Source organism: Aeromonas caviae (assembly GCF_000819785.1).
GTDB lineage: Bacteria > Pseudomonadota > Gammaproteobacteria > Enterobacterales > Aeromonadaceae > Aeromonas > Aeromonas caviae.
In genome coordinates this window covers 36,639-60,948 of record NZ_CDBK01000069.1, presented here as the reverse complement: position 1 = coordinate 60,948, position 24,310 = coordinate 36,639, and the positions used below count along the sequence as shown (strand labels likewise).

23 protein-coding genes are annotated in these 24,310 nt (G+C 61.9%); 15 read left to right on the top strand and 8 right to left on the bottom strand.

Annotated features, from left to right (window positions below; all coding sequences use genetic code 11):
• The first annotated feature begins 20 nt into the window (after window positions 1-20).
• The 4 genes from kdpB to BN1120_RS11145 all read left to right on the top strand — a co-directional run bounded on the left by kdpB (window position 21) and on the right by BN1120_RS11145 (window position 6,079).
• Window positions 21-2,078 carry a potassium-transporting ATPase subunit KdpB gene (gene kdpB / locus BN1120_RS11160; RefSeq protein ID WP_042016152.1) on the top strand — a complete coding sequence of 686 codons (2,058 nt, stop codon included), beginning with the start codon at window positions 21-23 and terminating at the stop codon, window positions 2,076-2,078.
• A gap of 60 nt (window positions 2,079-2,138) precedes the next feature.
• Complete coding sequence (locus BN1120_RS11155) at window positions 2,139-2,666, top strand: potassium-transporting ATPase subunit C (RefSeq protein ID WP_041212076.1); 528 nt, start codon at window positions 2,139-2,141, stop codon at window positions 2,664-2,666.
• A gap of 102 nt (window positions 2,667-2,768) precedes the next feature.
• Window positions 2,769-5,357 carry a sensor histidine kinase gene (locus BN1120_RS11150; protein ID WP_042016150.1) on the top strand — a complete coding sequence of 863 codons (2,589 nt, stop codon included), beginning with the start codon at window positions 2,769-2,771 and terminating at the stop codon, window positions 5,355-5,357.
• 38 nt (window positions 5,358-5,395) lie between these two features.
• A complete protein-coding gene (locus BN1120_RS11145) occupies window positions 5,396-6,079 on the top strand; it encodes a response regulator (RefSeq protein WP_042016147.1) in 684 nt (227 codons plus the stop codon).
• A gap of 4 nt (window positions 6,080-6,083) precedes the next feature.
• On the opposite strand, the gene BN1120_RS11140 is transcribed toward BN1120_RS11145, so the two are convergent.
• Window positions 6,084-7,211 carry a multidrug effflux MFS transporter gene (locus BN1120_RS11140; protein WP_042016145.1) on the bottom strand — a complete coding sequence of 376 codons (1,128 nt, stop codon included), beginning with the start codon at window positions 7,209-7,211 and terminating at the stop codon, window positions 6,084-6,086.
• Between the two features lie 92 nt (window positions 7,212-7,303).
• On the opposite strand from BN1120_RS11140, the gene BN1120_RS11135 reads away from it, so the two are divergent.
• Window positions 7,304-8,128, top strand: coding sequence for an AraC family transcriptional regulator (locus BN1120_RS11135; protein WP_042016144.1), 825 nt, complete (start codon window positions 7,304-7,306; stop codon window positions 8,126-8,128).
• Here BN1120_RS11135 and BN1120_RS20770 read toward each other — a convergent pair.
• Window positions 8,058-8,291, bottom strand: coding sequence for a hypothetical protein (locus BN1120_RS20770; RefSeq protein ID WP_041214189.1), 234 nt, complete (start codon window positions 8,289-8,291; stop codon window positions 8,058-8,060). The two genes, BN1120_RS11135 and BN1120_RS20770, sit on opposite strands and share 71 nt — an antisense overlap.
• Before the next feature lie 283 nt (window positions 8,292-8,574).
• On the opposite strand from BN1120_RS20770, the gene BN1120_RS11130 reads away from it, so the two are divergent.
• Window positions 8,575-9,825 (top strand): valine--pyruvate transaminase, encoded by a 1,251-nt coding sequence (locus BN1120_RS11130; protein ID WP_042016142.1) that lies wholly within the window; start codon window positions 8,575-8,577, stop codon window positions 9,823-9,825.
• A gap of 73 nt (window positions 9,826-9,898) precedes the next feature.
• Here BN1120_RS11130 and BN1120_RS11125 read toward each other — a convergent pair whose 3' ends face one another.
• Window positions 9,899-10,339: an Hsp20 family protein gene (locus BN1120_RS11125; protein ID WP_042016141.1), complete on the bottom strand. Its 441-nt coding sequence runs from the start codon at window positions 10,337-10,339 to the stop codon at window positions 9,899-9,901.
• Window positions 10,340-10,431: 92 nt separating this feature from the next.
• Window positions 10,432-10,845, bottom strand: coding sequence for an Hsp20 family protein (locus tag BN1120_RS11120; protein ID WP_010672291.1), 414 nt, complete (start codon window positions 10,843-10,845; stop codon window positions 10,432-10,434).
• Window positions 10,846-11,101: 256 nt separating this feature from the next.
• Here BN1120_RS11120 and BN1120_RS11115 point away from each other — a divergent pair, with 256 nt between their 5' ends.
• Together BN1120_RS11115 and BN1120_RS11110 are read left to right on the top strand one after the other, a co-directional pair.
• A complete protein-coding gene (locus BN1120_RS11115) occupies window positions 11,102-11,872 on the top strand; it encodes an MBL fold metallo-hydrolase (protein ID WP_039040649.1) in 771 nt (256 codons plus the stop codon).
• 85 nt (window positions 11,873-11,957) lie between these two features.
• Window positions 11,958-12,923 (top strand): GlxA family transcriptional regulator, encoded by a 966-nt coding sequence (locus BN1120_RS11110; protein ID WP_042016140.1) that lies wholly within the window; start codon window positions 11,958-11,960, stop codon window positions 12,921-12,923.
• A 99-nt stretch (window positions 12,924-13,022) separates the two neighbouring features.
• Here BN1120_RS11110 and gyrB read toward each other — a convergent pair whose 3' ends face one another.
• From gyrB to dnaA, 4 genes are all read right to left on the bottom strand, one after another.
• A complete protein-coding gene (gene gyrB / locus BN1120_RS11105) occupies window positions 13,023-15,434 on the bottom strand; it encodes a DNA topoisomerase (ATP-hydrolyzing) subunit B (RefSeq protein WP_042016138.1) in 2,412 nt (803 codons plus the stop codon).
• Window positions 15,431-16,534 (bottom strand): DNA replication/repair protein RecF, encoded by a 1,104-nt coding sequence (gene recF / locus BN1120_RS11100; protein WP_042016137.1) that lies wholly within the window; start codon window positions 16,532-16,534, stop codon window positions 15,431-15,433. The genes gyrB and recF overlap by 4 nt, the downstream gene beginning before the upstream one ends.
• A gap of 2 nt (window positions 16,535-16,536) precedes the next feature.
• Window positions 16,537-17,640 (bottom strand): DNA polymerase III subunit beta, encoded by a 1,104-nt coding sequence (gene dnaN / locus BN1120_RS11095; protein WP_041212068.1) that lies wholly within the window; start codon window positions 17,638-17,640, stop codon window positions 16,537-16,539.
• Between the two features lie 83 nt (window positions 17,641-17,723).
• Window positions 17,724-19,094 carry a chromosomal replication initiator protein DnaA gene (gene dnaA / locus BN1120_RS11090; protein ID WP_042016136.1) on the bottom strand — a complete coding sequence of 457 codons (1,371 nt, stop codon included), beginning with the start codon at window positions 19,092-19,094 and terminating at the stop codon, window positions 17,724-17,726.
• Window positions 19,095-19,404: 310 nt separating this feature from the next.
• Between dnaA and BN1120_RS11085 the strand changes: the two genes are divergently transcribed.
• The 7 genes from BN1120_RS11085 to yidC all read left to right on the top strand — a co-directional run bounded on the left by BN1120_RS11085 (window position 19,405) and on the right by yidC (window position 24,209).
• On the top strand, window positions 19,405-20,163 hold the full coding sequence (locus BN1120_RS11085; protein WP_010672284.1) for an amino acid ABC transporter substrate-binding protein: 759 nt from the start codon (window positions 19,405-19,407) through the stop codon (window positions 20,161-20,163).
• A complete protein-coding gene (locus tag BN1120_RS11080; RefSeq protein ID WP_080767997.1) occupies window positions 20,164-20,832 on the top strand; it encodes an amino acid ABC transporter permease in 669 nt (222 codons plus the stop codon).
• A 12-nt stretch (window positions 20,833-20,844) separates the two neighbouring features.
• Window positions 20,845-21,579, top strand: a complete 735-nt coding sequence (locus BN1120_RS11075) for an amino acid ABC transporter ATP-binding protein (protein ID WP_010672282.1) — start codon at window positions 20,845-20,847, stop codon at window positions 21,577-21,579.
• 269 nt (window positions 21,580-21,848) lie between these two features.
• Complete coding sequence (rpmH, locus tag BN1120_RS11070; protein WP_005307156.1) at window positions 21,849-21,983, top strand: 50S ribosomal protein L34; 135 nt, start codon at window positions 21,849-21,851, stop codon at window positions 21,981-21,983.
• Window positions 21,983-22,342 (top strand): ribonuclease P protein component, encoded by a 360-nt coding sequence (gene rnpA, locus BN1120_RS11065; protein ID WP_010672281.1) that lies wholly within the window; start codon window positions 21,983-21,985, stop codon window positions 22,340-22,342. Before rpmH ends, rnpA begins: the two co-directional genes overlap by 1 nt.
• Window positions 22,309-22,557 (top strand): membrane protein insertion efficiency factor YidD, encoded by a 249-nt coding sequence (yidD, locus tag BN1120_RS20765; RefSeq protein WP_010672280.1) that lies wholly within the window; start codon window positions 22,309-22,311, stop codon window positions 22,555-22,557. Before rnpA ends, yidD begins: the two co-directional genes overlap by 34 nt.
• Before the next feature lie 5 nt (window positions 22,558-22,562).
• Window positions 22,563-24,209 carry a membrane protein insertase YidC gene (yidC, locus tag BN1120_RS11060; protein ID WP_042016135.1) on the top strand — a complete coding sequence of 549 codons (1,647 nt, stop codon included), beginning with the start codon at window positions 22,563-22,565 and terminating at the stop codon, window positions 24,207-24,209.
• The last annotated feature ends 101 nt before the right edge of the window (window positions 24,210-24,310 follow it).

Here is a 24,310-nt window from a genome sequence, read left to right as displayed (position 1 = left end):
TCGATGCAGGGAGCTTTCCAATGAGCAAATCCGCTTCAATGAGCACCGACACCATTCAGGTGAAGGGCAAGAAACAGAAATCACAGATCCTGCAGGCCATGGTGGAAGCCCTCTATCGCTTCAATCCCAGGGCGCTGTTTGGCAGCCCCATCCTGTTCACTCTCTGGCTGGCGGCCGTGATGGCGACCCTGGAGTCGCTGCTGGGGCAACCGCTCTCCGGCGTCGCTCCTTCTCTGGCCTGGCAGCTGACCGCCTGGCTCTGGCTCACCCTCTGGTTTGCCAACTTCGCCGAGACCCTGGCCGAGGGGCGCGGCAAGGCGCGGGCCGACAGTCTGAAGGCCGGCATGAGCCAGCTCAAGGCTCGTCGGGTCACCAGCCCGCAGGATGACAAGGGCGAGTGGGTACCGGCCACCAGCCTGCTCAAGGGCGATCTGGTGCTGGTGCGCAGCGGCGAAATGATCCCCGCCGACGGCGAAGTGGTCGCCGGCATCGCCTCGGTTAACGAGGCGGCCATCACCGGCGAATCCGCCCCCGTCATCCGCGAGTCCGGCACCGACCGCAGCGGCGTGACCGGCAACACCACCGTCGTTTCCGACGAGATCTGGGTGCGTATCACCAACAACCCGGGCGAAAGTACCCTGGATCGCATGATTGCCCTGGTGGAAGGGGCCAAGCGGCAGAAGACCCCCAACGAGATGGCGCTGGACGCCCTGCTGGTAGGGCTGACCCTGATCTTCCTGCTGGTGGTGGCCACCCTGCCCTGGTTCCTCGACTACAACGGCACCCAGGTGCCCCGGCTCTATCTGCTGGCGCTGTTCATCACCCTGATCCCGACCACCATCGGCGGCCTGCTCTCCGCCATCGGCATCGCCGGCATGGACCGGCTGGTGAAGCTCAACGTGATCGCCAAGTCGGGCCGGGCGGTGGAAGCCGCCGGCGACGTGCGCACCCTGCTGCTGGACAAGACCGGCACCATCACCTTCGGCAACCGGATGGCGGACGAGCTGATCCCGGCCCCCGGCGTGGACCCCTCCCTGCTGGCCCAGGCCGCCATGCTGGCCTCGCTCGGCGACAACACGCCGGAGGGCAAATCCATCCTGACCCTGGCGGGCAAGAGCCACACCAGACCGAGCCAGCTGGAGAGCGACATCCTCATCCCCTTCAGCGCCGAGACCCGGCTGAGCGGGCTGGATCGCAACGGCCATCACTATCGCAAGGGGGCGGTGGACGCGGTGCTACGCTACCTCTCCCTCGATCGCAAGGCGGTGCCGGAGCTCATCCTAAAATCGGTGGACAACATCGCCCGCCAGGGGGGTACCCCGCTGCTGGTCTGCACCCACGAGAAGTTGCTGGGGGTGGTGTACCTCAAGGACATCATCAAGCCGGGCATCAAGGCCCGCTTCCAGACCCTACGCCACATGGGGATCCGCACCGTGATGATCACCGGTGACAACCCGCTGACCGCCGCCGCCATCGCCGCCGAAGCCGGGGTAGATGACTTCATCGCCGAGGCGACGCCGGAGAAGAAGCTGGCCTACATCCGTCAGGAGCAGGCCGACGGCCGGCTGGTCGCCATGTGCGGGGACGGCGCCAACGACGCACCGGCGCTGGCCCAGGCCGACGTAGGGCTGGCCATGAACGAGGGGACCCAGGCCGCCAAGGAGGCGGGCAACCTGGTGGATCTCGACTCCAACCCCACCAAGCTGCTGGACGTGGTGCTGGTGGGCAAGCAGCTGCTGGTGACCCGTGGCGCCCTGACCACCTTCTCCATCGCCAACGACGTGGCCAAGTACTTCGCCATCCTGCCGGCCTTGTTCATCGCCGCCTATCCACAGCTGGGGGCGCTGAACCTGATGCAGCTGGGCAGCCCGGAGAGCGCCATCCTGTCGGCCATCATCTTCAACGCCCTGATCATCGTCGCGCTGGTGCCGCTGGCCCTGCGCGGGGTCAGCCTGAAGGGAACGGCGGCCAGCCTGCTGCGCCGCAACCTGCTGATCTACGGCGTCGGCGGCCTGATAGTGCCTTTCATAGGTATCAAGCTGATCGACCTGGTCATCACCGGCCTGGGGCTGGTGTAACGGCATCACCGGATGCGGGGCAGGCCCGCATCCACCCAACACATTTGGAGCAAACACATCATGATCGCAATCAGAACCCTGCTGACCCTGACCCTGCTGCTGGGGGTGGCATATCCGCTGGCCGTCACCGGGCTGGCCCAGCTGCTCTTCCCCTGGCAGGCCAACGGCAGCCTGCTCACCAACGCCAAGCAGCAGGTGGTCGGCAGCGCCCTGCTGGCCCAGAAATTCGAGCGGGCCGACTACTTCCACTCCCGCCCCTCCGCCAGCGATTTCGCCACCATAGGTGGCGGCGGAAGCAACCTGGGGATGAGCTCGCCGCTACGGGCCGAGTTTGCCGCAGCTGCGGCCAGGGCGCAGCCGGAAGCCAGGGTCCCCGCCCTGCTGACCCGCTCCGCCTCCGGCCTCGATCCCCATCTGCCCCTCGATGCAGCGCTGGCCCAGGTGGATAGGGTCGCCGGGCAACGGGGGCTGGATCCCGTTCAGTTGACGGAGCAGGTCAAGTCGGCGGCACAAGCTGGTATCCTTGGCCCGCAGGTGGTCAACATTCTCCAGTTGAACCTGCAACTCGATCATCAAAAGGGCGCCTGAGGGCGCTCCTTGCCGTTCGGGAAGGCTCCCTTTCGACAACGGGGACAAGCATGAGCAATGAGGTCACGGCCGCAGTTCGGCCGATGCAACGGGAGCACGGGGATGCGTGATGAGGTGAGGGCAGACGCCCTGCTGGCGAGCCTGGAGCAGGAGCACAGGGGCAAGCTGAAGGTGTTTCTCGGCGCGGCCCCCGGCGTCGGCAAGACCTACGCCATGCTGCAGGCGGTGCGGGAGCAGGCCAGGGAGGGAGTCGACATCCTGATCGGGGTGGTGGAGACCCACGGCCGCCAGGAGACCCTGGCCCTGCTCGACAAGCTCGCCATCCTGCCGCGCACACTGCACCTGCACCGCCAGCAGCGGCTGGAGGAGATGGATCTGGACGGTCTGCTGGCGCGCAAGCCCGCCATCGCCGTGGTGGACGAGCTGGCCCACAGCAACGCCCCCGGCAGCCGCCATGAGAAGCGCTGGCAGGATGTGGAGGAGTTGCTGGGCGCCGGCATCGATGTCTATACCACCCTCAACGTGCAGCACCTGGAGAGCCTCAACGATCTGGTGTGGCAGCTGACCGGGGTCAGGGTCAAGGAGACCCTGCCGGATCAGGTGCTGCTGGAGGCCGACAGCCTGGTGCTGATCGACCTGCCCCCCAAGGAGCTGCTCGGCCGCCTCAAGGAGGGCAAGGTCTATGTGCCCCACCAGGCCAAGGCCGCCCTGCAATCCTTTTTCTCTCTCAACAACCTGACCGCTCTGCGGGAGCTGGCGATGCAGACCGCCGCCAGCCACGTGGAGGGAGACCTGCAGTTGCAGTGGCAGGCGGCCGGCAAGACCACACTGCCGCTGCGGGGCAAGCTGATGGTCTGCATCGGGGATGAGCACGGCGCCGCCCTGGTGCGTTACGGCCACCGCTTCGCCCAGCGCAGGCAACTGCCCTGGCTGGTGGTGCACATCGACAGCAAGGGGCAACGCTCCCCCGAGCTGGAGCAGGCGCTGGCCCTCGCCTCCCAGTTGGGGGCCAGGGTGCTGACCCTCTCCAGCCCGGCCGTGGCCGATGCCCTGCTGGAGACCGCCGAACAGCAGCAGGTCTCCCAATTGCTGCTCGGCAAATCCCGCAACCCGCCCTGGCGCCGATCCCTGGTACAGCACCTGCTCAAACAGGCGCAGGGATTCGAGATCACGCTGGTGGATACCGAGAAGCGCAAGCCCGGCCTGACCCTGCCAACGGCAGGCCCGGGTGAGCTTCGCCAGAGCCTGCTCGCGGTGGCCATCATGGGGGGGACCTCGGCCGTGGTCTGGGCCCTCTCCCACTGGCTGCCCCCCGCCTCCCTGCCCATGCTGTTCGTGCTGGGGGTGCTGGCCACCGCGCTCACCACCAGCCTGGTCCCCGCCATCCTGGCCGCCGTGCTGGGCTTCGTCGGCCACAACCTGCTGTTCACCTTCCCCTACTTCTCCCTGAGCGTGGCCAGCCACAGCGACCTGCTCACCCTGTTCGTGCTGCTCATCGTCGGCATCGCGGCCGGGCGCCTCGCCTCCCGCCAGCGTCAGCAACTGGTCAGTCTGCGCGAGACCCAGCAGCTCGGTAACGCCCTGCTCTCCCTGAGCCAGGGGCTGGCCACCGCCAGCAGCCCGGTGGACGTGCTGAGACAGGGAACCCAGGCCATCGCCCTCGCCCTTGGGCAGCCCGTGTTCGCGCTCGATGGGGATTACCAGTACCGGGCCGGTGACACCCAGACCGGGCCGGGCCAGACCGACAAGGCCGCCATTGACTGGTGCCTGGCCCAGAAGCAGAGCGCCGGTGCCCATACCGCCACCCTCAACGCCGCCGAGGCCCAGTATCATCACCTCGGCGATGACCTGGTGCTGGGCATCCGGCTGGCCAGCCCGCTCACCTCCGCCGCCGAGCACCAGCTGCAGGCTCTGCTCACCGATATCCGCGCCGCCCTGGCGCGGATCGATCTCAACGAGCGGCTGGCGGACAGCCAGTTGCAGGCGGAGACCGACCGGATGCGCGCCGCCCTGCTCTCCTCGGTCTCCCACGACCTGAAGACGCCGCTGGCCACCATCATGGGGGCCGGCAGCACCCTGCTGGAATACGGGGACCGGATAAGTGCGGAGGACCGCATCGAACTGCTGCACTCGGTGCAGGACGAGGCGCGCCGCCTGCACGGCTATGTGCAGAACCTGCTGGACATGACCCGCATCGGCTCACCGGACTTCCAGTTGAAACGGGACTGGGTCGACCTGGCGGACCTGGTGGAGAGCGCCCGCCGCCGGCTCGACTCCTCCTGGCGCCAGCACAAGCTGCTGGTGCACTTCGATCAGCAGATCCCCCGGCTCTATGTGCACGGCGCCCTGATCGAGCAGGTGCTGGTCAACATCCTCGACAACGCCTCCCGCTACTCGCCGGCCGGCACCCCCATCGAGTTCAAGGTGATGCTGGCGGATCCCGACCTCATCATCGACATCATCGATATCGGGGTCGGCATCGCCGAGTCGGATCGGGACAAGATCTTCAATCTGTTCTACACCCAGCCGGTCGGCGACTGCGGCAGCCGCGGCACCGGGCTTGGCCTCGCCATTTCCCGCGCTATGATAGAGGTCCACGGCGGCCGCATCTGGGCATTCGCCGGCCCCAACGGCAACGGCACCTGCATGCGCATCTCCCTGCCGCTGGCCCTCAACGCACCGGCGGCCTGATGGTCGCCGCCCTTTTCAATCAGCAAACGGGAGGCTGAATGGCTCACATACTGGTCATCGACGACGAGGCGGCCATCCGCCGTTTTTTGCGGATCAGCCTGATCGCCGAAGGACATCAGGTGAGTGAGGCGGTCGGCGTCACCGAGGGGATGACGCAGTATCGCCACCTCAACCCCGACCTGGTGATCCTGGATCTGGGCCTGCCGGACGGTGATGGCATCCAAATCCTGCACGCCATCCGCGAGCACCACGCCAATCCCGTGCTGGTGCTCTCGGCGCGGGACTCGGAGCAGGAGAAGGTGCGGCTGCTGGATGCGGGGGCCAACGACTACATGAGCAAGCCGTTCGGCGTCGGGGAGATGATGGCCCGTATCCGGGTGCTGCTGCGCCAGCGCGTCGGTGCCACCAGCGGCGAGTGTCGACACTTCCCCCACTGTGGCCTGACCCTGGACAGCAGCAGCCACAAGGTGACCTTGCAGGGCGAGGAGATCCCCCTCTCCCGCAAGGAGTTCGCCCTGTTGCAGGCGCTGGTGTGCCACCCCGGCAAGCTGGTGCAACAGACCCAGCTGCTCATCGACATCTGGGGACCGAGCCACAAGGAAGATACCCACTACCTGCGCATCGTCATCGCCAGCCTGCGCAAGAAGCTGGGAGATAACCCCCAGCAACCCACCCTGATCGAAACTGAAGCCGGCATCGGCTACCGCTTTATCGGCAGCTGATGTTTCACGTGGAACGACGCCAACCGCAGCACAGGGCCAGCAGACCGCATCCCCCGAGCAGCAGCCCGAGATCCTGCAAGCTGGCTGCAACCGCCAACCCCAGGCTGAGCAGCAGGTAGTAACCGAGCCCGAACAGGGCCCCGGCACTGCCCGCCACCTCCCGATAGGCCAGCAGCGCCTGGCTCAGCACATTGGGGATCGCTAGCCCGAACGCCACCACCACCCCCATCATGGGCAGCAGGAACCAGAGCGAAGTCTGACTGGCCCACACCAGCCAGCCGGACCCCAGCGCCAACGCGGCAGCGAGCCGGATCAACGAGGCAGGCGACCAGCCACGGCCCAGCAGGCGCTTGTTGAGCAGGCTGCCCACCAGGGTCGCCAGCGCCAGCACGATGCCGGAGTAACCAAATTCCCCCGCGCTCAACCCCAGACTGGCAAACAGAAACGGCGCCAGGCTGTAGTAGCCGAACAGCATGGTGTTGAACAGGGCGACCAGGGCAGCGCTGCGCCACAAGCCGGTATCACGCACCATCCGGCAGGCCAGCGGCCAGAGTGCGACCCTTTGGGTGGTGGCCGGGCGGGTTTCCGGCAGTTGCCAGCAAGCCATCAGCAACAAGCCGATTGCCAGCGCCAGCAGGGCGCCGAATACCCCGAGATAACCCAAGCCATCAGCAAGCAGGCCACCGCTCACCAGCCCTAGCACAGGACTCAGGGAGAGCGCGATGCCCATCACCGAAAAGACCCGCGCCAGATCGCTGCCCTGATAGCTGTCGCGCAGCATGGTCTGGGTCACCACGGAACCCACGGCGGCGCCGAAGGCCGCGATGACCCGGGCCAGCAGCAGGGTTTCAAATTGAGTGGCCAGCAACGCCAGCAGGGTGCCGGCGCCATAGGTCAGCAACCCCGCCAGCATGGCGGGACGCCGCCCGATGAGATCGCACAACCTGCCCCAGCAGACCACGCCCGCCGCAAACGCCAGAAAATAGACCGACAGGGTCTGGGACGCCTGCCCCTCGCTCACCCGAAACTCAGTGGCGATATGGGTCAGCACCGGGCTGTAGATGGTCTCCACTATCTGGGGAAACATCATCAATCCGACCACCAGCCAGCGCGGTGGCAACCTGTTGTTCATGACACACCTCCTTCACAAGAGGTCGCCATTCTAGAGAGGGATAACATGTCCAATTACAATAAGGCGGACTATAAACAGCAAGAATCGGACACATGGCCTTTATTCTTCCCGATCACCCCTTTGATCCGGACCAGCACGACGGCAGCGCCATCGGTATTGCCGCCGCCCTCGGCTGGCACGACTCCGGCCGCCATCAGCACCAGCGCCACCAGCTGCTGTTCGCCCAGGCCGGCTGCATGACCATAGAGCTGGACGATCAGGTCTGCCTGCTGCCGCCGACGCGAGCGGCCTGGTTGCCAGCAGGCCTGCCCCACCGGGTGTTGATGCGCGGGGTAGTGGCCTATCGCTCCCTCTACTTCCAGCCGGAGCCCGAGTTGCCAAACGAGATGGCGGTGCTGGCGGTCAACCCGCTGCTGCGGGAGATCATCGAGCGGATGGCGCTCTGGCCCTGGGACAAGCCGGAAGCAGAGCAAACCTGCACACTGGCATTATTGAAAGAAGAGCTGGCGCAAGCGCCGCGGGAATCCTGGCAGTTGCCGCTGCCGTCAGACGGGCGTCTGACCGGCTGGCTGCAGGAGATAAAGCAGGGTGACACCCTGCCCGATCGGCTCAACCAGCTGGCCGAGCGGGTGGGTGCCAGTGACAAGACCATAGGCCGCATCTTCATGCGGGAGACCGGCATGAGCTACCAGGCCTGGCGCCAGCAGTGGCGACTGCTGCGGGCCATGGAGCTGCTGGCCGAAACCGAGCCCATCAGCCGGGTGGCCGCTGCGCTGGAGTTCGCCAGCGACAGCGCCTTCATCGCCTTCTTCAGGCAACACACGGGGCAGACCCCCTTGCGCTACCTCAACTCTCGGGGTGAGTCGCATCGGCCGAACTCGCCTCCACCACCAGGGTCTCCAGGGCCAGCGGCTTGAGGTTGTGGATGGCCTCTGCCACCACGTCATGGGAGGCCTGCTGCTGCAAGGCCAGCATCTCCTGTTGCAGGGCGGCGCTGTCCAGCTCGGGTCTGGGGTTCTCGGCGGCCATGGCATTCAGGCTCAGGCTGCTGGCAATCAGGGTAGCGATCAGGATCTTCATCTGGCGTGCTCCGGTGTGGTTGAGATGACCACATAACTATTCCAATAGTTGTGCCAGATTTATAACAGCATGATTTTATTGATATAAATAATTTTTTGATGCTGCCCCCCCCCTTCCTGAATCGAATATTGGTTATTTTAAAACCTATAAATGGTTTTTTTTACCACCTCCATCATGGCAACCCTGTTCCACGTGAAACGCCCCGTTTTTTTGATCGACACCCGCTTTTGAAGTGAGCTATGGTGCTAGCTCCCCCCTTAACTGACTCTGGATTTGCCACCGAATGGAATTCTCCTTGTTCGGCGAGAAGTTCACTCGCCACGCCGGTATTACCCAACTCATGGACGACCTCAATCAAGGGCTGCTGAATCCCGACGCCATCATGCTGGGAGGTGGCAATCCGGCCCCCATCCCCGCCATGCTGGAACGCTTTCAGGCCGAGGCCAATACCCTGCTCGACAACGGCGAACTGATCAAGGCCATGGCCAACTACGATGGCCCCCAGGGCAAGGACAGGTTCACCAGGGCGCTGGCCGCCCTGCTCAGCAAGGAGCTGGGCTGGGAGATCTCCGCCCGCAACATCGCCCTGACCAACGGCAGCCAGAACGCCTTCTTCTATCTGTTCAACCTGCTGGCCGGCGAATTCGCCGACGGTCGCAAGAAGAAGGTGCTGTTCCCCCTGGCCCCCGAATACATCGGCTATGCCGACTCGGCCCTCTCGGACGATCATTTCGTCGCCTACAAGCCCACCATCGAGAAGCTGCCCGACGGCCAGTTCAAATACCACGTTGATTTCGAGAGCCTGCAGGTGGGCGACGATATCGGGGTGATCTGTGTCTCCCGGCCGACCAACCCCACCGGCAACGTGCTCACCGACGAGGAGATCGAGCACCTCGATCAGATCGCCCGTGACAAAGGGATCCCGCTCCTCATCGACAATGCCTACGGCGTGCCTTTCCCCGGCATCATCTTCAGCGACGCCAAGCCGTTCTGGAACGCCAACACCATCCTCTGCATGAGCCTCTCCAAGCTCGGCCTGCCGGGTACCCGTTGCGGCATCGTCATCGCCGACGAGAAGATCATCCGGGCCATCACCAACCTGAGCGGCATCATCAATCTGGCGCCGGGCAGCCTGGGTCCGGCCATCACCATTCCGATGATCGAGAGCGGTGACATCATCACCCTGAGCGAACAGGTGGTGAAACCCTTCTACCAGCAGAAAGCCACCTTCGCGGTCCAGCTGCTGCGCGAGGCCATTCCGGATCCGCGCTTCCACATCCACAAGCCGGAGGGAGCCCTCTTCCTCTGGCTCTGGTTCGAAAACCTGCCGATCCACTGCCAGGAGCTGTATGAGCGACTGAAGGCGAAGAACCTGCTGATCGTGCCCGGCCACTACTTCTTCCCCGGCATCGACGACCCCGAGTGGCGCCACAGCCAGGAGTGCATCCGCCTCAACTATGCCCAGAGCGAAGATCTGGTGCGTCGCGGCATCGCCATCCTGGCCGACGAGATCAACGCCCTCTACGCCGGTTGATTCCCCCTTCGGCATGAAAAAAAGAGGCCTGCAGATGCAGGCCTCTTTTCTATCAGGTGGTCAGCGATGTTGTTTAACCGGGCAGTGCCAGCTGATCGGGTTTGCCGATGGGGATGGCACGGGGCTTGAGCGCTTCCGGCAGCTCCCGGGCCAGCTCTATGGTCAGCAGACCGTGCTCCAGCCTGGCCCCCTGCGCTTCCACGTGCTGGCTCAGCTTGAAGGCGAGCTCGAAGTCCCGCTCGGCGATCCCCTGATGGAGGAACTGGCGCTCGCCCATGGTGGCGACCTTGCGCCCCTTCACCTTGAGGGTACCGTTTTCGGTCTCCAGCTCCAGCTCATTGCGATCGAAACCGGCCACGGCAACCGTGATGAGGTAGCTGTCGTCATCCCGCTTTTCGATGTTGTACGGGGGGTAGGCCGAGGTCTTCTGATCGAACAGGCCTTCCAGCTCGCGGGCCATCCGCTCGAAGCCGACGGCATTGGAATAGAGATGAGAAAAATCGAGGTTACGCATGATCCTATCCTTCTATAAAGCAACAGGGTTTACTCTCCACGGGCCCGCCATCGGCACCCGGGAAACATCAGCAATGCAACGAGGTCAGGCTGTCAGCCGTTGATCTCGATCTTGCGGGGCTTCATCGCCTCGGGCACTTCGCGCACCAGGTCGATGTGCAGCAGACCGTTCTTCAGGTCGGCCCCCTTCACCCGCACATAGTCGGCCAGCTGGAAGCGACGCTCGAAGCCGCGTTCGGCAATGCCTTGGTAGAGGTAGTTGCGCTCGGTGTCGGCCTGCTTGCTGCCCTTCACCGTCAGCAGATTTTCCTGGAAGCTCAGCTCCAGCTCTTCCTGGGTAAAGCCCGCCACCGCCATGCTGATGCGGTAGTCGCTGTCACCCAGCTGCTCGATGTTGTAGGGGGGATAGCCGGCATTGCCATTGCTGGCGGCAGATTCGATGAGAGTGGCCAGACGATCGAAACCGATGGCAGAACGATAGAGCGGAGAAAAGTCGATAGAACGCATAGTATTACCCTCTTGTGAGCGATAACGGATTGTTTGCCCTCCTGATGGACGGGCGCCTGGTCGAAACCTCTGTCGAGCGTTCCGGCCTTGTTATCTATATAGGGGCCAGCATTTGGCTTTCAAGGGGTAAAAACAAAAGAAATGCAGGCCATCAAAAATGGCCCGATTAGATCGATAATAGGCCTGCGGGCCACTCATGATCCGTCCCTCATCCCTCCATACTGGCCGTGTCCCCAACGAGAAACCGGAGCACGCCATGAAGATTACCCAGGTTCGCAACGCCACCCTGCTCATCCACTACGCAGGAACCCGCTTCCTCATCGACCCCATGCTGGCCCCCAAGGGGAGCTACCCCGGCTTCGAAGGCATGGCCAACAGCCATCTTCGCAACCCCCTGGTCGAGCTACCGCTGCCCATGGCGACCCTGCTGGAGGTGGATGCGGTGATCGTCACCCATGACCATCTGGATCACTGGGACGATGTCGCGAAAGCGAAGATCCCCAAGCACCTTCCCCTGTTCGTGCAGCATCAAAAAGATGCCGACACCATGAGGGGATGCGGCTTCGAGGATGTGCGCCTGCTGGGCGAGGTCGGCGAGTTCGCCGGCATCCGCCTGCAACAGACGGAAGGCCGACACGGCAGCGATACCATCATGGCCCTGCTGGGGGATCGCCTTGGCGAGGTCAGCGGAGTGGTCTTCTCCCATCCCGCCGAAAAGACCCTCTATCTGGCCGGCGACACCGTCTGGAATGCCCAGGTTGAACAAGCGCTGCACCGGCACCAACCCGAGGTTGTCGTCCTCAACTGCGGTGATGCCCAGGTGACGGGTCTGGGCGCCATCATCATGGGCAAGGAGGATGTGGCCGCCGTCTATCAGGCCGCCCCGCAGGCCACCCTGATCGCCAGCCACATGGAGGCGGTCAATCATGCCCTGCTGTCCCGGCGGGAGCTGCGCGACTACCTGGACAGCCAGGGGATGGCCGCCCGGGTAAGGGTGCCCGAGGATGGCGACACCATGGTGCTCTGAGCGAGGGGCCGGGCACCACATGGCTCTTCGGCTTTCTGTTGCTGCCCCGTATGATGGGGATCCGAGTGCAAAGGAGTTTGCCACCATGCCCCGTCCCCTTATCGTCGCCGTCATCACCTTCGATCGCTTCAGCCCCTTTCACTGCTCGGTGCCCTGCCTCATCTTTGGCGACAAGATGATGCCGGGCCAGTCGTTGTTCGAGCTGAGACTCTGCGCCGGGGATGACACGCGGCAACCCGCCTCCTCCCAGGGCTTTCGCATGGAGGCCGACTATGGCCTGGAGGGTCTGCTGGAGGCGGATATCATCATCATCCCCTTCTGGCGCGATCCGGCCGAGCGCCCCGCCCAACCCCTGCTCGATGCCCTGGTTGCCGCCCGGATCAGGGGAGCCCAGATCGTGGGGCTCTGTCTCGGTACCTATGTGCTGGCCTATGCCGGCCTGCTGGACGGGCGCGGTGCCGCCACCCACTGGGAATTTGAACAGGAGTTCGTCCAGCGCTTCCCCCGGGTGCGGCTCGATACCAATGCCCTCTACGTCGACGACGACGGGCTCATCACCTCGGCTGGCACCGCCGCCAGCCTGGACTGCTGCCTCTATCTGGTTCGCCAGCATCACGGCAGCCAGATTGCCAACAAGCTGGCCAGGCGGCTGGTGGTGCCTCCCCACCGGGAGGGTGGCCAGGCCCAATTCATCGAGCAGCCGGTACCCGCCTCCACCCGGGATGCCAGGATCAACCAGCTGTTCGATCACCTGCGCCTGCACCTGGCCGCGCCCCACACCCTGGACAGCCTGGCGGAACATTGCATGATGAGCCGACGCACCTTTAGCCGCCGCTTCCAGCTCGCCACCGGTCTCTCCCTCGGGGAGTGGCTGATGGCGGAGCGTCTTCGCCGCAGCCAGACGCTGCTGGAGTCCAGCTCCCACACCGTGGAACGCATCGCCGAACTGGTGGGGCTCGGGTCTGCCACCATATTGCGCAAGCACTTTCGCACCCGATTCGGGGTGTCGCCGCGGGAGTGGCGCCGCACCTTTCGTGGTGACAGAGTCTAGGTCCCTCATGTTTCACGTGGAACGCGCCCTCTCCCTTCCGCCCAAAAAACAAAAAGCCGCTCACGAGGAGCGGCTTTTGATGGTTGTCGGACCGTCTGATTAGACGTCGAGGTTGGCAACCCGCAGGGCGTTGGTCTCGATGAAGTCGCGACGGGGCTCTACGGCGTCACCCATCAGGGTGGAGAAGAGCTGGTCGGCGCCGACTGCGTCGTCGATGGTGACGCGCAGCATGCGACGGGCTTCCGGATCCATGGTGGTTTCCCACAGCTGCTCCGGGTTCATCTCCCCCAGCCCTTTATAGCGCTGGATGTAGATGCCACGCTTGCCTTCGCCCATCAGCCACTCGACCGCTTCAACGAAGCTGGCGACCGGCTTCACCTTCTCGCCACGCTTGATGTAACCGCCTTCCTCGATCAGGTTGGCGATCTCCTTGCCCAGGGAGACCAGCTGACGGTACTCGGAGGATTGCAGGAAGTCATAGCTCAGCGGATATTCGCGATCGACCCCGTGCTGGCGTACCACGGCGTGGGGCACGAACAGACTGCGCTCCTCGTCGCGGCGTACCTGCATCTGGTACTGGATGCCGTGGTTGCTCTCGTTGAGCACGGCCTCCATGCTCTGGCACCAGGCCTGCAGATCGCTCTCGCTGGCCAGCAGGGTTTCGTTCAACTCAGGCTGATAGATCAGCTGGGTCAGCACGGCTTCCGGCGCGCGGCGGGACATGCGGGTGATGAGGTGAGTCACGGAGCGATGCTGGTTGACCAGACGCTCCAGCGCCTCGCCACCGATGGCCGGGGCAGACTCGTTGACGTGCAGGGTCGCACCGTCCAGCGCCATGGCGGTCTGGTACTGCAACAATGCGTCTTCGTCTTTCAGGTACTGCTCCTGCTTGCCCTTCTTCACCTTGTAGAGCGGCGGCTGGGCGATGAAGACATAGCCACGCTCGATGATTTCCGGCATCTGACGATAGAAGAAGGTCAGCAGCAGGGTACGGATGTGCGCACCATCGACGTCCGCATCGGTCATGATGATGATGTTGTGATAGCGCAGCTTGTCCGGGTTGTACTCGTCGCGACCGATGCCACAGCCCAGAGCGGTGATCAGGGTGCCCACCTCCTGGGAGGAGATCATCTTGTCGAAACGGGCCTTCTCCACGTTCAGGATTTTACCCTTGAGCGGCAGGATGGCCTGGTTCTTCCGGTTGCGACCCTGCTTGGCGGAGCCGCCAGCAGAGTCCCCTTCCACGATGTAGAGTTCGGAGAGCGCCGGGTCTTTCTCCTGACAGTCCGCCAGCTTGCCGGGCAGACCGGCGATATCCAGCGCGCCCTTGCGGCGGGTCAGTTCGCGGGCCTTGCGGGCCGCTTCGCGGGCACGGGCCGCATCGATGATCTTGTTGACCACGATCTTGGCGTCGCCCGGGTTCTCCAGCAGGAAGTCGGCCAGCTTCTCACCCATCGCCTGTTCCACGGCGGTCTTCACTTCGGAAGAGACCAGCTTGTCCTTGGTCTGGGAGGAGAACTTAGGGTCAGGCACCTTGACGGAGATAACGGCAATCAGACCTTCACGGACGTCGTCACCACTGGCGGCGGACTTGGCCTTCTTGCTGTAGTCCTCCTTGTCCATGTAGTTGTTCAGCGTCCGGGTCAGCGCGGTACGGAAGCCCACCAGGTGGGTACCGCCATCCCGCTGCGGAATGTTGTTGGTGAAGCAGTAGACCCCTTCCTGATAGGCGTCGTTCCACTGCATGGCGACTTCAACACCGATGCCGTCCTGCTCTGTGGTGAAGTGGAACACCTTGGGATGGATCGGGGTCTTGTTCTGGTTCAGGTACTCGACGAAGGCCTTGATGCCCCCTTCGTAGCAGAAGTGCGCCTCGCGGCCATCACGCTCGTCCATCAGACGGATGGAGACGCCGGAGTTGAGGAAGGAGAGCTCGCGCAGACGCTTGGCCAGGATCTCGTAGTGGAACAGAGTATCGCTGAAGATGGTCGGGCTCGGCCAGAAGCGGACTTCGGTCCCGGTGCCAGTGCTGTCACCAATCTGCTTGAGGGGTGCCTGCGGCTCGCCCAGGTGATAGGTCTGCTCGTAGACATGACCGTTGCGGCGGATGGTCAGCAGCAGCTTGTCGGAAAGCGCGTTCACCACGGAAACGCCCACACCGTGCAGACCGCCGGACACCTTGTAGGAGTTGTCATCGAATTTGCCGCCGGCGTGCAGCACGGTCATGATGACTTCGGCGGCCGAACGACCCTCTTCCGGGTGGATGTCCACCGGAATGCCGCGACCGTTGTCGCGCACGGAGACGGAGCCGTCGGAATGGATCTTGACCTGGATATCGGAGCAGTAGCCAGCCAGAGCCTCGTCGATGGAGTTGTCGACGACCTCGAACACCATGTGGTGCAGGCCCGATCCATCGTCCGTATCGCCGATATACATCCCCGGGCGCTTGCGGACCGCATCCAGGCCCTTGAGCACCTTGATATTCGAGGAGTCGTAAGTATTTTCACTCATAGCTTACTCTCTGCCTTCTCTAACGTTTCGGAGATCTTGCCTTGTTCCACGTGGAACAGCTTGCAGTCACTCGCATCCATCATGTCTGCGAGCTGACCGGTATCGATGGCGGTGATGAACACCTGGGACGCGCACTGCTTCAGCCTTGCGGCCAGCAGACGACGTTTGTCGACATCCAGTTCAGAGGCAAAATCATCAATTAAAAAAATACAGCCGCGGCTGCTATGTTGATTCAAATAGAGCCCTTGGGCCAGCCGCATGGCACAGACCAGCAACTTCAGCTGACCCCTGGACAAAATATCCTGCGCGGGCACGCCGTTCGCCTTGAGCCGCACGTCCGCCTTCTGCGGACCGACCCCAGTGTACCCCAGCGAACGATCCCGTTCGAACCCCGCCTCCAGCAATGCGTCGAGGGGAGTGTCTTTTTCCCAGCCTCGATAGAATCCAAGACCGATATCGAACTCCGGCAGAAAATCTGCCGTCATCTCCTTGATCAGGGGCGTAATGGCCTGACAATAACTGGCGCGAAACCCCGCCAGCTCGCCACCCAGTCGCACCAGCTCCTGATCCCAGAATGCCAGTTGACGATACTGGGTGCTCTGGCGCAGCAAGGCATTGCGCTGCTTCAGCAGCCGACGCACCCGCCCCCAGAGGGAGAAGAAGGTCGGCTCCTGATGGAAAACACCCCAGTCGAGCCAGGCCCGGCGAGCCTGGGGCCCACCGGTCAGCAGGCTGAAACCATCGGGGTGGATCAACTGTACCGGCAACAGCTCCGCCAGATCGGCCAGGCGCTGGGCCTGGGCACCGGCGATCTTGAGCTGGGTTTCGCCCCCCTTGTCCTTGGCAAGCCCGATGGGCACCTGACGCCCCTCCAGCTCGCACTGGGCAAACAGGGTAAAGGCCCGCTCGCCCTGGCGGATGACCCGCCCGGTCAAATGGGTACGAAACGAGCGGCCGAGACCAAGGTAATGAATGGCTTCCAGCACGCTGGTCTTGCCGCTGCCGTTGCTCCCGACCAGGATATTGAGGCCGGGAGACAGCGCGAGACTGGCGTGCTGAATGTTGCGAAAGTCGCTGAGCTGGAGTTTGACCAGGGACACGACTAGATCCGCATCGGCATCACCACGTACTGGGCATCTTGGTTCTCAAAATCCTCAATAATGGCGCTGCTGATGGAATCGCTCAGGCTGATCCGGATTTGGTCACATTTTAACGTATTCAACACGTCCAGCACATAGGAGACGTTGAAGCCGATCTCCATCTCGCCAGCGGCGTATTGTACGTCAAGCAGCTCTTCGGCTTCTTCCTGTTCCGGGTTGTTGGCGGTGATGCGCAGCAGGTTTTCCTGCAGATTGAGACGCACCCCACGGAATTTCTCGTTGGAGAGGATGGCGGCACGGGCAAAGGCCTGGCGCAGATCCTCGCGACCGGCGATCAGGGCCTTGTCACTCCCCCGGGGGATGACGCGGCGCCAGTCCGGGAAACGGCCATCCACCAGCTTGGAGGTGAAAATGAAGCCATCCAGGGCGGCGCGCAGATTGCTGCGGCCCACTTGCAGCCTTACCGGCTTGTCTTCCGCTTCCAGCAGGCGCACCAGTTCCAGCACCCCTTTGCGTGGCAGGATAACCTGATGATCGGGCAGCGATTCCGTTACCACTTCGCGGCGGCAGGTGGCCAGCCGGTGACCGTCCGTCGCCACGGTACGCAGGCCGTGTCCTTCGCTCTCGAACAGCATGCCGTTCAGGTAGTAGCGCACGTCCTGGCTCGCCATGGAGAACTGGGTCGCGTCGATGAGTTTTTTCAGCTCCAGCTGGCTGATGTCGAACTCGAGCACGGATTCCCAATCCTCGATGTTCGGGTATTCGGTCGCCGGCAGGGTCGACAGGTTGAAGCGGGAGCGGCCGGAACGGATGATGAGGCGCTCTCCCTCGGTGCTGAGGCGGATCTCCGCCCCCTCCGGCAGACCGCGACAGATGTCCAGCAGCTTGCGCGCCGGCACTGTGGTGCGGCCATCCTGGCTGTCGCTGTTGAGATAGACCTGTCCGATCATCTCCACCTCGAGATCGGTCCCGGTCAGCGACAGCAGGCCATTGCTGACATCGAGCAGGACGTTGCCGAGGATGGGCAGGGTCGGCCGGCCACCCAGGGCACCGGACACCAGTTGCAGGGGACGTAACAGGGCCTCACGGCTAATTTCGAGCTGCATCTGTGCTCTCCGTTGTTATTGGGAGGAAAGGATTCGGATCAGGCTGGAACATGCAATCTGCATCTGTGCACTCCGTTCCGTTATCAGGAAGAAAGGGTACGGATCAGGTTGGAATAGTCTTCCTTGATGTCGTGACTCTCTTCCTTCAGCTGCTCGATCTTGCGACAGGCATGAAGAACCGTGGTGTGGTCACGGCCACCAAAGGCATCCCCTATCTCAGGCAAGCTGTGGTTGGTCAGCTCCTTGGCCAGCGCCATCGCCAGCTGGCGCGGGCGGGCAACGGAACGGGAGCGACGCTTGGAGAGCAGATCCGCCAGCTTGATCTTGTAGTACTCCGCCACCGTCTTCTGGATGTTGTCGATGGTAACCAGCTTCTCCTGCAAGGCCAGGAGATCGCGCAGCGCCTCGCGCACGAAGTCGATGTTGATGGCGCGGCCGGTGAAGTTGGCATTGGCGATCACCCGGTTGAGGGCGCCTTCCAGTTCACGGACGTTGGAGCGAAGTCGTTTGGCGATGAAGAAGGCCACTTCGTCCGGCAGATGGATCTGGTTCTCGTCCGCCTTGCGCATCAGGATGGCAACCCGGGTCTCCAGCTCGGGCGGCTCGATCGCCACCGTGAGTCCCCAGCCGAAGCGGGACTTGAGACGATCTTCCACCCCGTTGATCTCTTTCGGATAGCGGTCCGAGGTCAGAATGATCTGTTGGTTGCCTTCAAGCAGGGCATTGAAGGTGTGGAAGAACTCCTCCTGGGAGCGCTCCTTGTTGGCGAAGAACTGGATGTCATCGATGAGCAGGGCATCGACGCTACGGTAATAACGCTTGAACTCTTCAATGGCGTTATTCTGCAGCGCCTTCACCATGTCCTGCACGAACCGTTCGGAGTGCATGTAGATGACTTTGGCGTCTTTCTTGCGATCCTTGATGGCATTGCCAACGGCGTGCAGCAGGTGGGTCTTGCCCAGGCCGGTGCCGCCATAGAGGAACAGCGGGTTGTAGGCACCACCCGGATTGTCGGCCACCTGACGGGCGGCCGCACGGGCCAGCTGGTTGGACTTACCCTCGACGAAATTCTCGAAGGTATAGTTCACGTTGGTGTTGCTCTTGTGGTTTGGCTCGGGCTTGTTTTCGGCCTTGTTTTCCCAGCTCTTGGGAGAGTTATTCACAGCATCGACACCACGGGCCGGCGCCCTGGCGACCGCGACGGGATGAGGGCGATTGCCGATATCAAAACGCAGGGTGGGAGCGTCGGCTCCGCACAGCTCGTTGATGATGCCGTTGACCCGGAGCAGGTACTTGTCGCGTACCCAGTCCAGAACAAAGCGGTTCGGTGCATACAGGGTCAGAGTATTGTCACTCAACTCCGCTTGAAGCGGCCGGATCCACATGCTGAATTCTGCCGAGGGCAACTCATCTTGCAGCCGGTTAAGGCACTGCTGCCATAGCGAAGCAGTCACTCTAGACTCCCGTCAATTGATTAAGTAAAGACCGGCTATTCTACGTTTTTAGTGGCCGGATCTCCAGTTGCTGCCGCACGGATCCAGCAAATAAGATCCTTGACTTTCAAGGATCCAACGCCCCAGGATCCCATTTCATCCCCAAAGTTACCCACAGCCGGATATCGTCAATGTGGACAGAATGGCGCGCTGCGACCATAGTTATTTTATATAACCAAATATCATTTATTTTTTATATTTTATTCCAATAACATCAGCGCCAACCCGTGATTACAACTAAAAATACAGCACTACAGAGAGAGGAATCCCCATGAAAACTACCATCAAGCTGATTTCCGGCGCCGCCATTCTGCTGGCCAGCCTGTCCGGCCAGGCCATCGCCCAGGAAACCATCAAGGTCGGCATGTCCGGCAAATATTTCCCGTTCACTTTCGTCAAGCAGGACAAACTGCAGGGCTTCGAGGTGGACATGTGGAACCAGATCGGTGAGCGCACCGGCTACAAGGTCGAGTTCGTGACCGCCAGCTTCTCCGGCCTGTTCGGCATGCTGGAAACCGGCCGCGTCGACACCATCTCCAACCAGATCACCATCACCGACGAGCGCAAGGCCAAGTACGCCTTCTCCCAGCCCTATGTCTATGACGGTGCCCAGATCGTGGTCCGCAAGGGCAACAACACCATCCACGGCATCAAGGATCTGGAAGGCAAGAAGGTCGCCGTCAACCTGGGCTCCAACTTCGAAGAGCTGCTGCGCAAGAACGACCCCAACAAGAAGATCGATATCCGTACCTATGACTCCGCCTTCGAGCAGGATGTCGCCCTGGGCCGCATCGACGCCTTCGTGATGGACCGCGTCTCCACCGCCCAGCTGATCAAGGAATCCAAGCTGCCGCTGCAACAGGCAGGTGCACCGTTCGAAACCATCGAGAATGCCCTGCCCTTCCTGAAGACCCCGGAGAAGCAGGCCGTGCTGAAGAAGGTTGACGATGCCCTCACCGCCATGCGCAAAGACGGCACCCTGACCAAAATCTCCGAAAAATGGTTCGCAGCGGACATCACCAGCAAATAAATGATGGAATTTGACCTCGAGTACACGCTAGGGCTGTTTCCCATCCTGCTCAAATACCTGGGCACCACGATGGAAATGGCCCTGTGGGGATTCGTATTGTCACTCGTACTGTCGCTGATCCTGGCGATAGTACGGGTGTTTCGCGTTCCCGCACTTCACTGGCTGGCGATGCTGTATATCTCGTTCTTCCGGGGTACACCGCTGCTCGTCCAGCTGTTCCTGCTCTATTACGGGCTGCCGCAGCTCTTCCCCATCTTCGTGGGGATGGATGCCTTTACCGCCGCCATCATCGGCCTGACCCTGCACTTTGCCGCCTACATGGCCGAGTCGATCCGGGCAGCCATTCTCGGCATCCACAAGAGCCAGATGGAAGCCGCCCTCAGTATCGGCATGAGTCGGCTGCAGGCGATGCAGCGGATCATCCTGCCCCAGGCGGCCCGCATCGCGACACCATCGCTGATGAACTACTTCATCGACATGATCAAGAGCACCTCCCTGGCGTTTACCCTGGGTGTGGCGGAGATCATGGGCAAGGCCCAGATGGAAGCGGCCTCCTCCTTCAAGTTCTTCGAGAGCTTCATGGCGGTGGCGCTGATCTACTGGGTGGTGGTCATCTTCTTCACCCGCTTGCAGCATCTGCTGGAAGTGCGGCTGAACCGTGCTTATTAAAGGAGGCCTGTCATGATCAACCTAACGGGTCTCTCCAAGGCCTATGACGGAAATCAGGTGCTCAACGGCATCGATCTTGAGGTAAAGAAGGGGGAGATTGTCGTCATCATCGGCCCCTCCGGTACCGGCAAGTCGACTCTGCTGCGCTGCCTCAACCTGCTGGAAACCCCGGATGCAGGGCGGCTCGTCATCGATGACCTCGCCGTGGATCTGGCCAAGGCCAGCGACCAGCAGGCCATCGAACTGCGCAAACGCGCCTCTTTCGTGTTCCAGAACTACGCCCTGTTCGCCAACAAGACGGCGCTGGACAACATCGCCGAGGGGCTGATCACCGTCTGGAAGCAGCCGAAGGCGGAGGCTCGTGCCACTGCCCTGGGCATACTCAAGGACATCGGCCTCGCCGAGAAACAGGATGCCTACCCGGCCTCCCTCTCCGGCGGCCAGCAACAGCGCGTCGGCATCGGCCGGGCCATGGCGGCCCACTCCAAGGTGATCCTGTTTGACGAGCCCACCTCCGCCCTCGATCCCGAGTGGGTCGACGAGGTGCTGGGCCTGATGAAGCAGCTCGCCCGCCAGCACCAGACCATGGTGGTGGTGACCCACGAGATCGAGTTTGCCCGTGATGTCGCCGATCGGGTGATCTTCATGGAAGGAGGCCGGATCGTGGAGCAGGGCCCGCCGGATCAGATATTGGTCGATCCGCAGGATCCCCGTACCCGGGAGTTCCTGCGCAAAGTACTTAAATAGCTCTCTCTTTGGCGGCCTGGCCGCCTTTTTTCTTGAGGGATCCTTGTTTAACCCCGGGTTGCCAGTATAATTCGGGGCCCTTGATCCTCCGGATCCTGCCAGATTATCCCGCTCGGTCGACGAACGGGGCGAGATGGAAAGGAACGGCGGATTGACGAGAAGCTGAACTCTGTTTAGAATTCGGCCTCTTTTGCTAGTCGTCACACGCTATAGCTGGCGCGTCGGCTAAGTGTGACAATCAAAACTGTACAGAAATACGGAATCGAATCATGAAACGTACTTTTCAACCGTCCAACCTGAAGCGCAAGCGCTCTCACGGTTTCCGCGCTCGCATGGCTACTGCCAACGGCCGCAAAGTTCTGGCCGCTCGTCGTGCCAAGGGTCGTGCCCGCCTGGTAGTCTAATGCCTACCCAGCACACCTTCTCTCGGGAGTTACGTCTGTTAACTCCCGAACACTTCAAACGCGTTTTCGCCGAGCCTGTCCGGGCCGCTTCTCCGCAAATTACGCTTCTTGCTTGCCCCAACTCCCTCGAACACCCCCGTCTTGGCCTCGCCGTGCCCAAAAAGGCGCTCAAGCGTGCCGTCTGGCGCAACCGTGTAAAACGAGTGGTTCGGGAAAGTTTTCGCCTCAATCAAGCCAATCTGCCCGCTATCGACATCGTCGTGATCGCCAAGGGTGGCGTGAAGGAGATGGACAACGAAGCGCTGTTCAAGTTACTGGAAAAGCTATGGCGCACTCTGTCACGCCGTTGCAATGGGTAGCAATCAAACTGATACGCCTGTATCAGCTAATCATTAGTCCCCTGCTCGGGCCGCGCTGCCGTTTCACCCCGACTTGTTCCCAATTTGCGATAGAAGCAATCCGACTTCACGGTTTCATAAAAGGCGTTTGGTTAGCCAGCAAACGTCTATTAAAATGCCATCCCTTATCCGAGGGTGGTTATGACCCGGTTCCGCAACCAAAGCGAAGAAACTGAAGACTATGGAATCACAACGCAATTTACTCCTGATCGGTTTGCTGTTCGTGAGCTTCTTGCTCTGGCAACAGTGGGAGTCCGACAAGGCTCCGAAGCCGGCCCCGACTACCGTGGCCCAAACCGAACATTTCGTACCTGAAGCCGGTCAGACCGGTGATATTCCTCAGGTTTCCGAGCAAGCAAATGGTAACGCCGCGCGCAAGCTGATCACCGTCTCCTCCGACGTGCTCAAATTGACCCTGGACACCCAGGGCGGTGACATCGTCTCTGCCGAGCTGCTGGCCCACAAGATGGAAGAAGGCAAGGAACAGCCGTTCACCCTGCTGACCAGCCAGCCTGCCCACCTCTATGTGGCCCAGAGCGGTCTGGTCGGTCGCAATGGTCCGGACAGCCAGGCCCAGGGTCGTCCCACCTATGAAGCCGCCCAGACCAGCTATCAGCTGGCCGATGGTCAGGATCAAGTCGTCGTTCCGATGACCTGGACCGACAGCAAGGGTGTGGTCTTCACCAAGGAGTTCGTGCTCAAGCGCGGTGATTACGCCGTGGGCGTCGACTACAAGATCGACAACAAGTCTGCCGAGCCGGTCCAGGTACAGTTCTACGGTCAGCTGAAGCAGACCATGACCACGCCGAAGGATCAGGAAGGTCATGCCATGGTGGCCAGTGCCTACCGTGGTGGTGCCTTCTCCAGCGAAGACTCCCGCTACAAGAAGTACACCTTCGACGAGATGAAGGATGCCGACCTGAACAAGACCACCCAGGGTGGTTGGGTCGCCATGCTGCAGCACTACTTCGTCTCTGCCTGGGCCCCGAATGCCAACGACACCAACAGCTTCTACAGCCGCGTGATCCCGGGCAAGGACCAGGCCATCATCGGCTACAAGGCGCCGCTGGTTGACGTCGCTGCCGGCCAGCAGGCCGAAGTGAGCGGCAAGCTGTGGATCGGTCCCAAGCTGCAGGATCAGATGGCCAAGGTGGCAAACCACCTGGATCTGACCGTCGACTACGGCTGGCTCTGGTTCATCGCCCAACCGCTGCACTGGCTGCTGACCGTGTTCCACGGTTTCGTCCAGAACTGGGGTCTGGCCATCATCATGCTGACCCTGCTGGTGCGCGGCATCATGTTCCCGCTGACCAAGGCCCAGTACACCTCCATGGCCAAGATGCGCATGCTCCAGCCCAAGCTGGCTGCGCTCAAGGAACGCTTCGGTGACGATCGCCAGAAGATGTCCCAGGGCATGATGGAGCTGTACAAGAAGGAGAAGGTCAACCCGCTGGGCGGCTGCCTGCCCATCCTGGTACAGATGCCCATCTTCATCGCCCTCTACTGGGCACTGATGGAGTCTGTCGAGCTGCGCCACGCGCCGTTCGCCCTGTGGATCACCGACCTGTCGGTGAAGGACCCCTTCTTCGTGCTGCCAATCCTCATGGGTGCCTCCATGTGGTATCTGCAGAAGATGAGCCCGACCACCATCACGGACCCGATGCAGCAGAAGGTGATGCAGTTCATGCCGATCATCTTCACCTTCATGTTCCTCTGGTTCCCGGCAGGTCTGACTCTGTACTGGCTGGTGAGCAACGTCATCTCCATCATCCAGCAGACCATCATCTATCGTCAGCTGGAGAAGAAAGGCCTGCACTCACGCAACTGATGCGCAGCCCATCTTTCCTGATGACAAAAGAGGCGGCCTTCGGGCCGCCTTTTTTATTACAATGTCCCCCACCCTCTTACTCATTCAGCCAACCAGCGAGT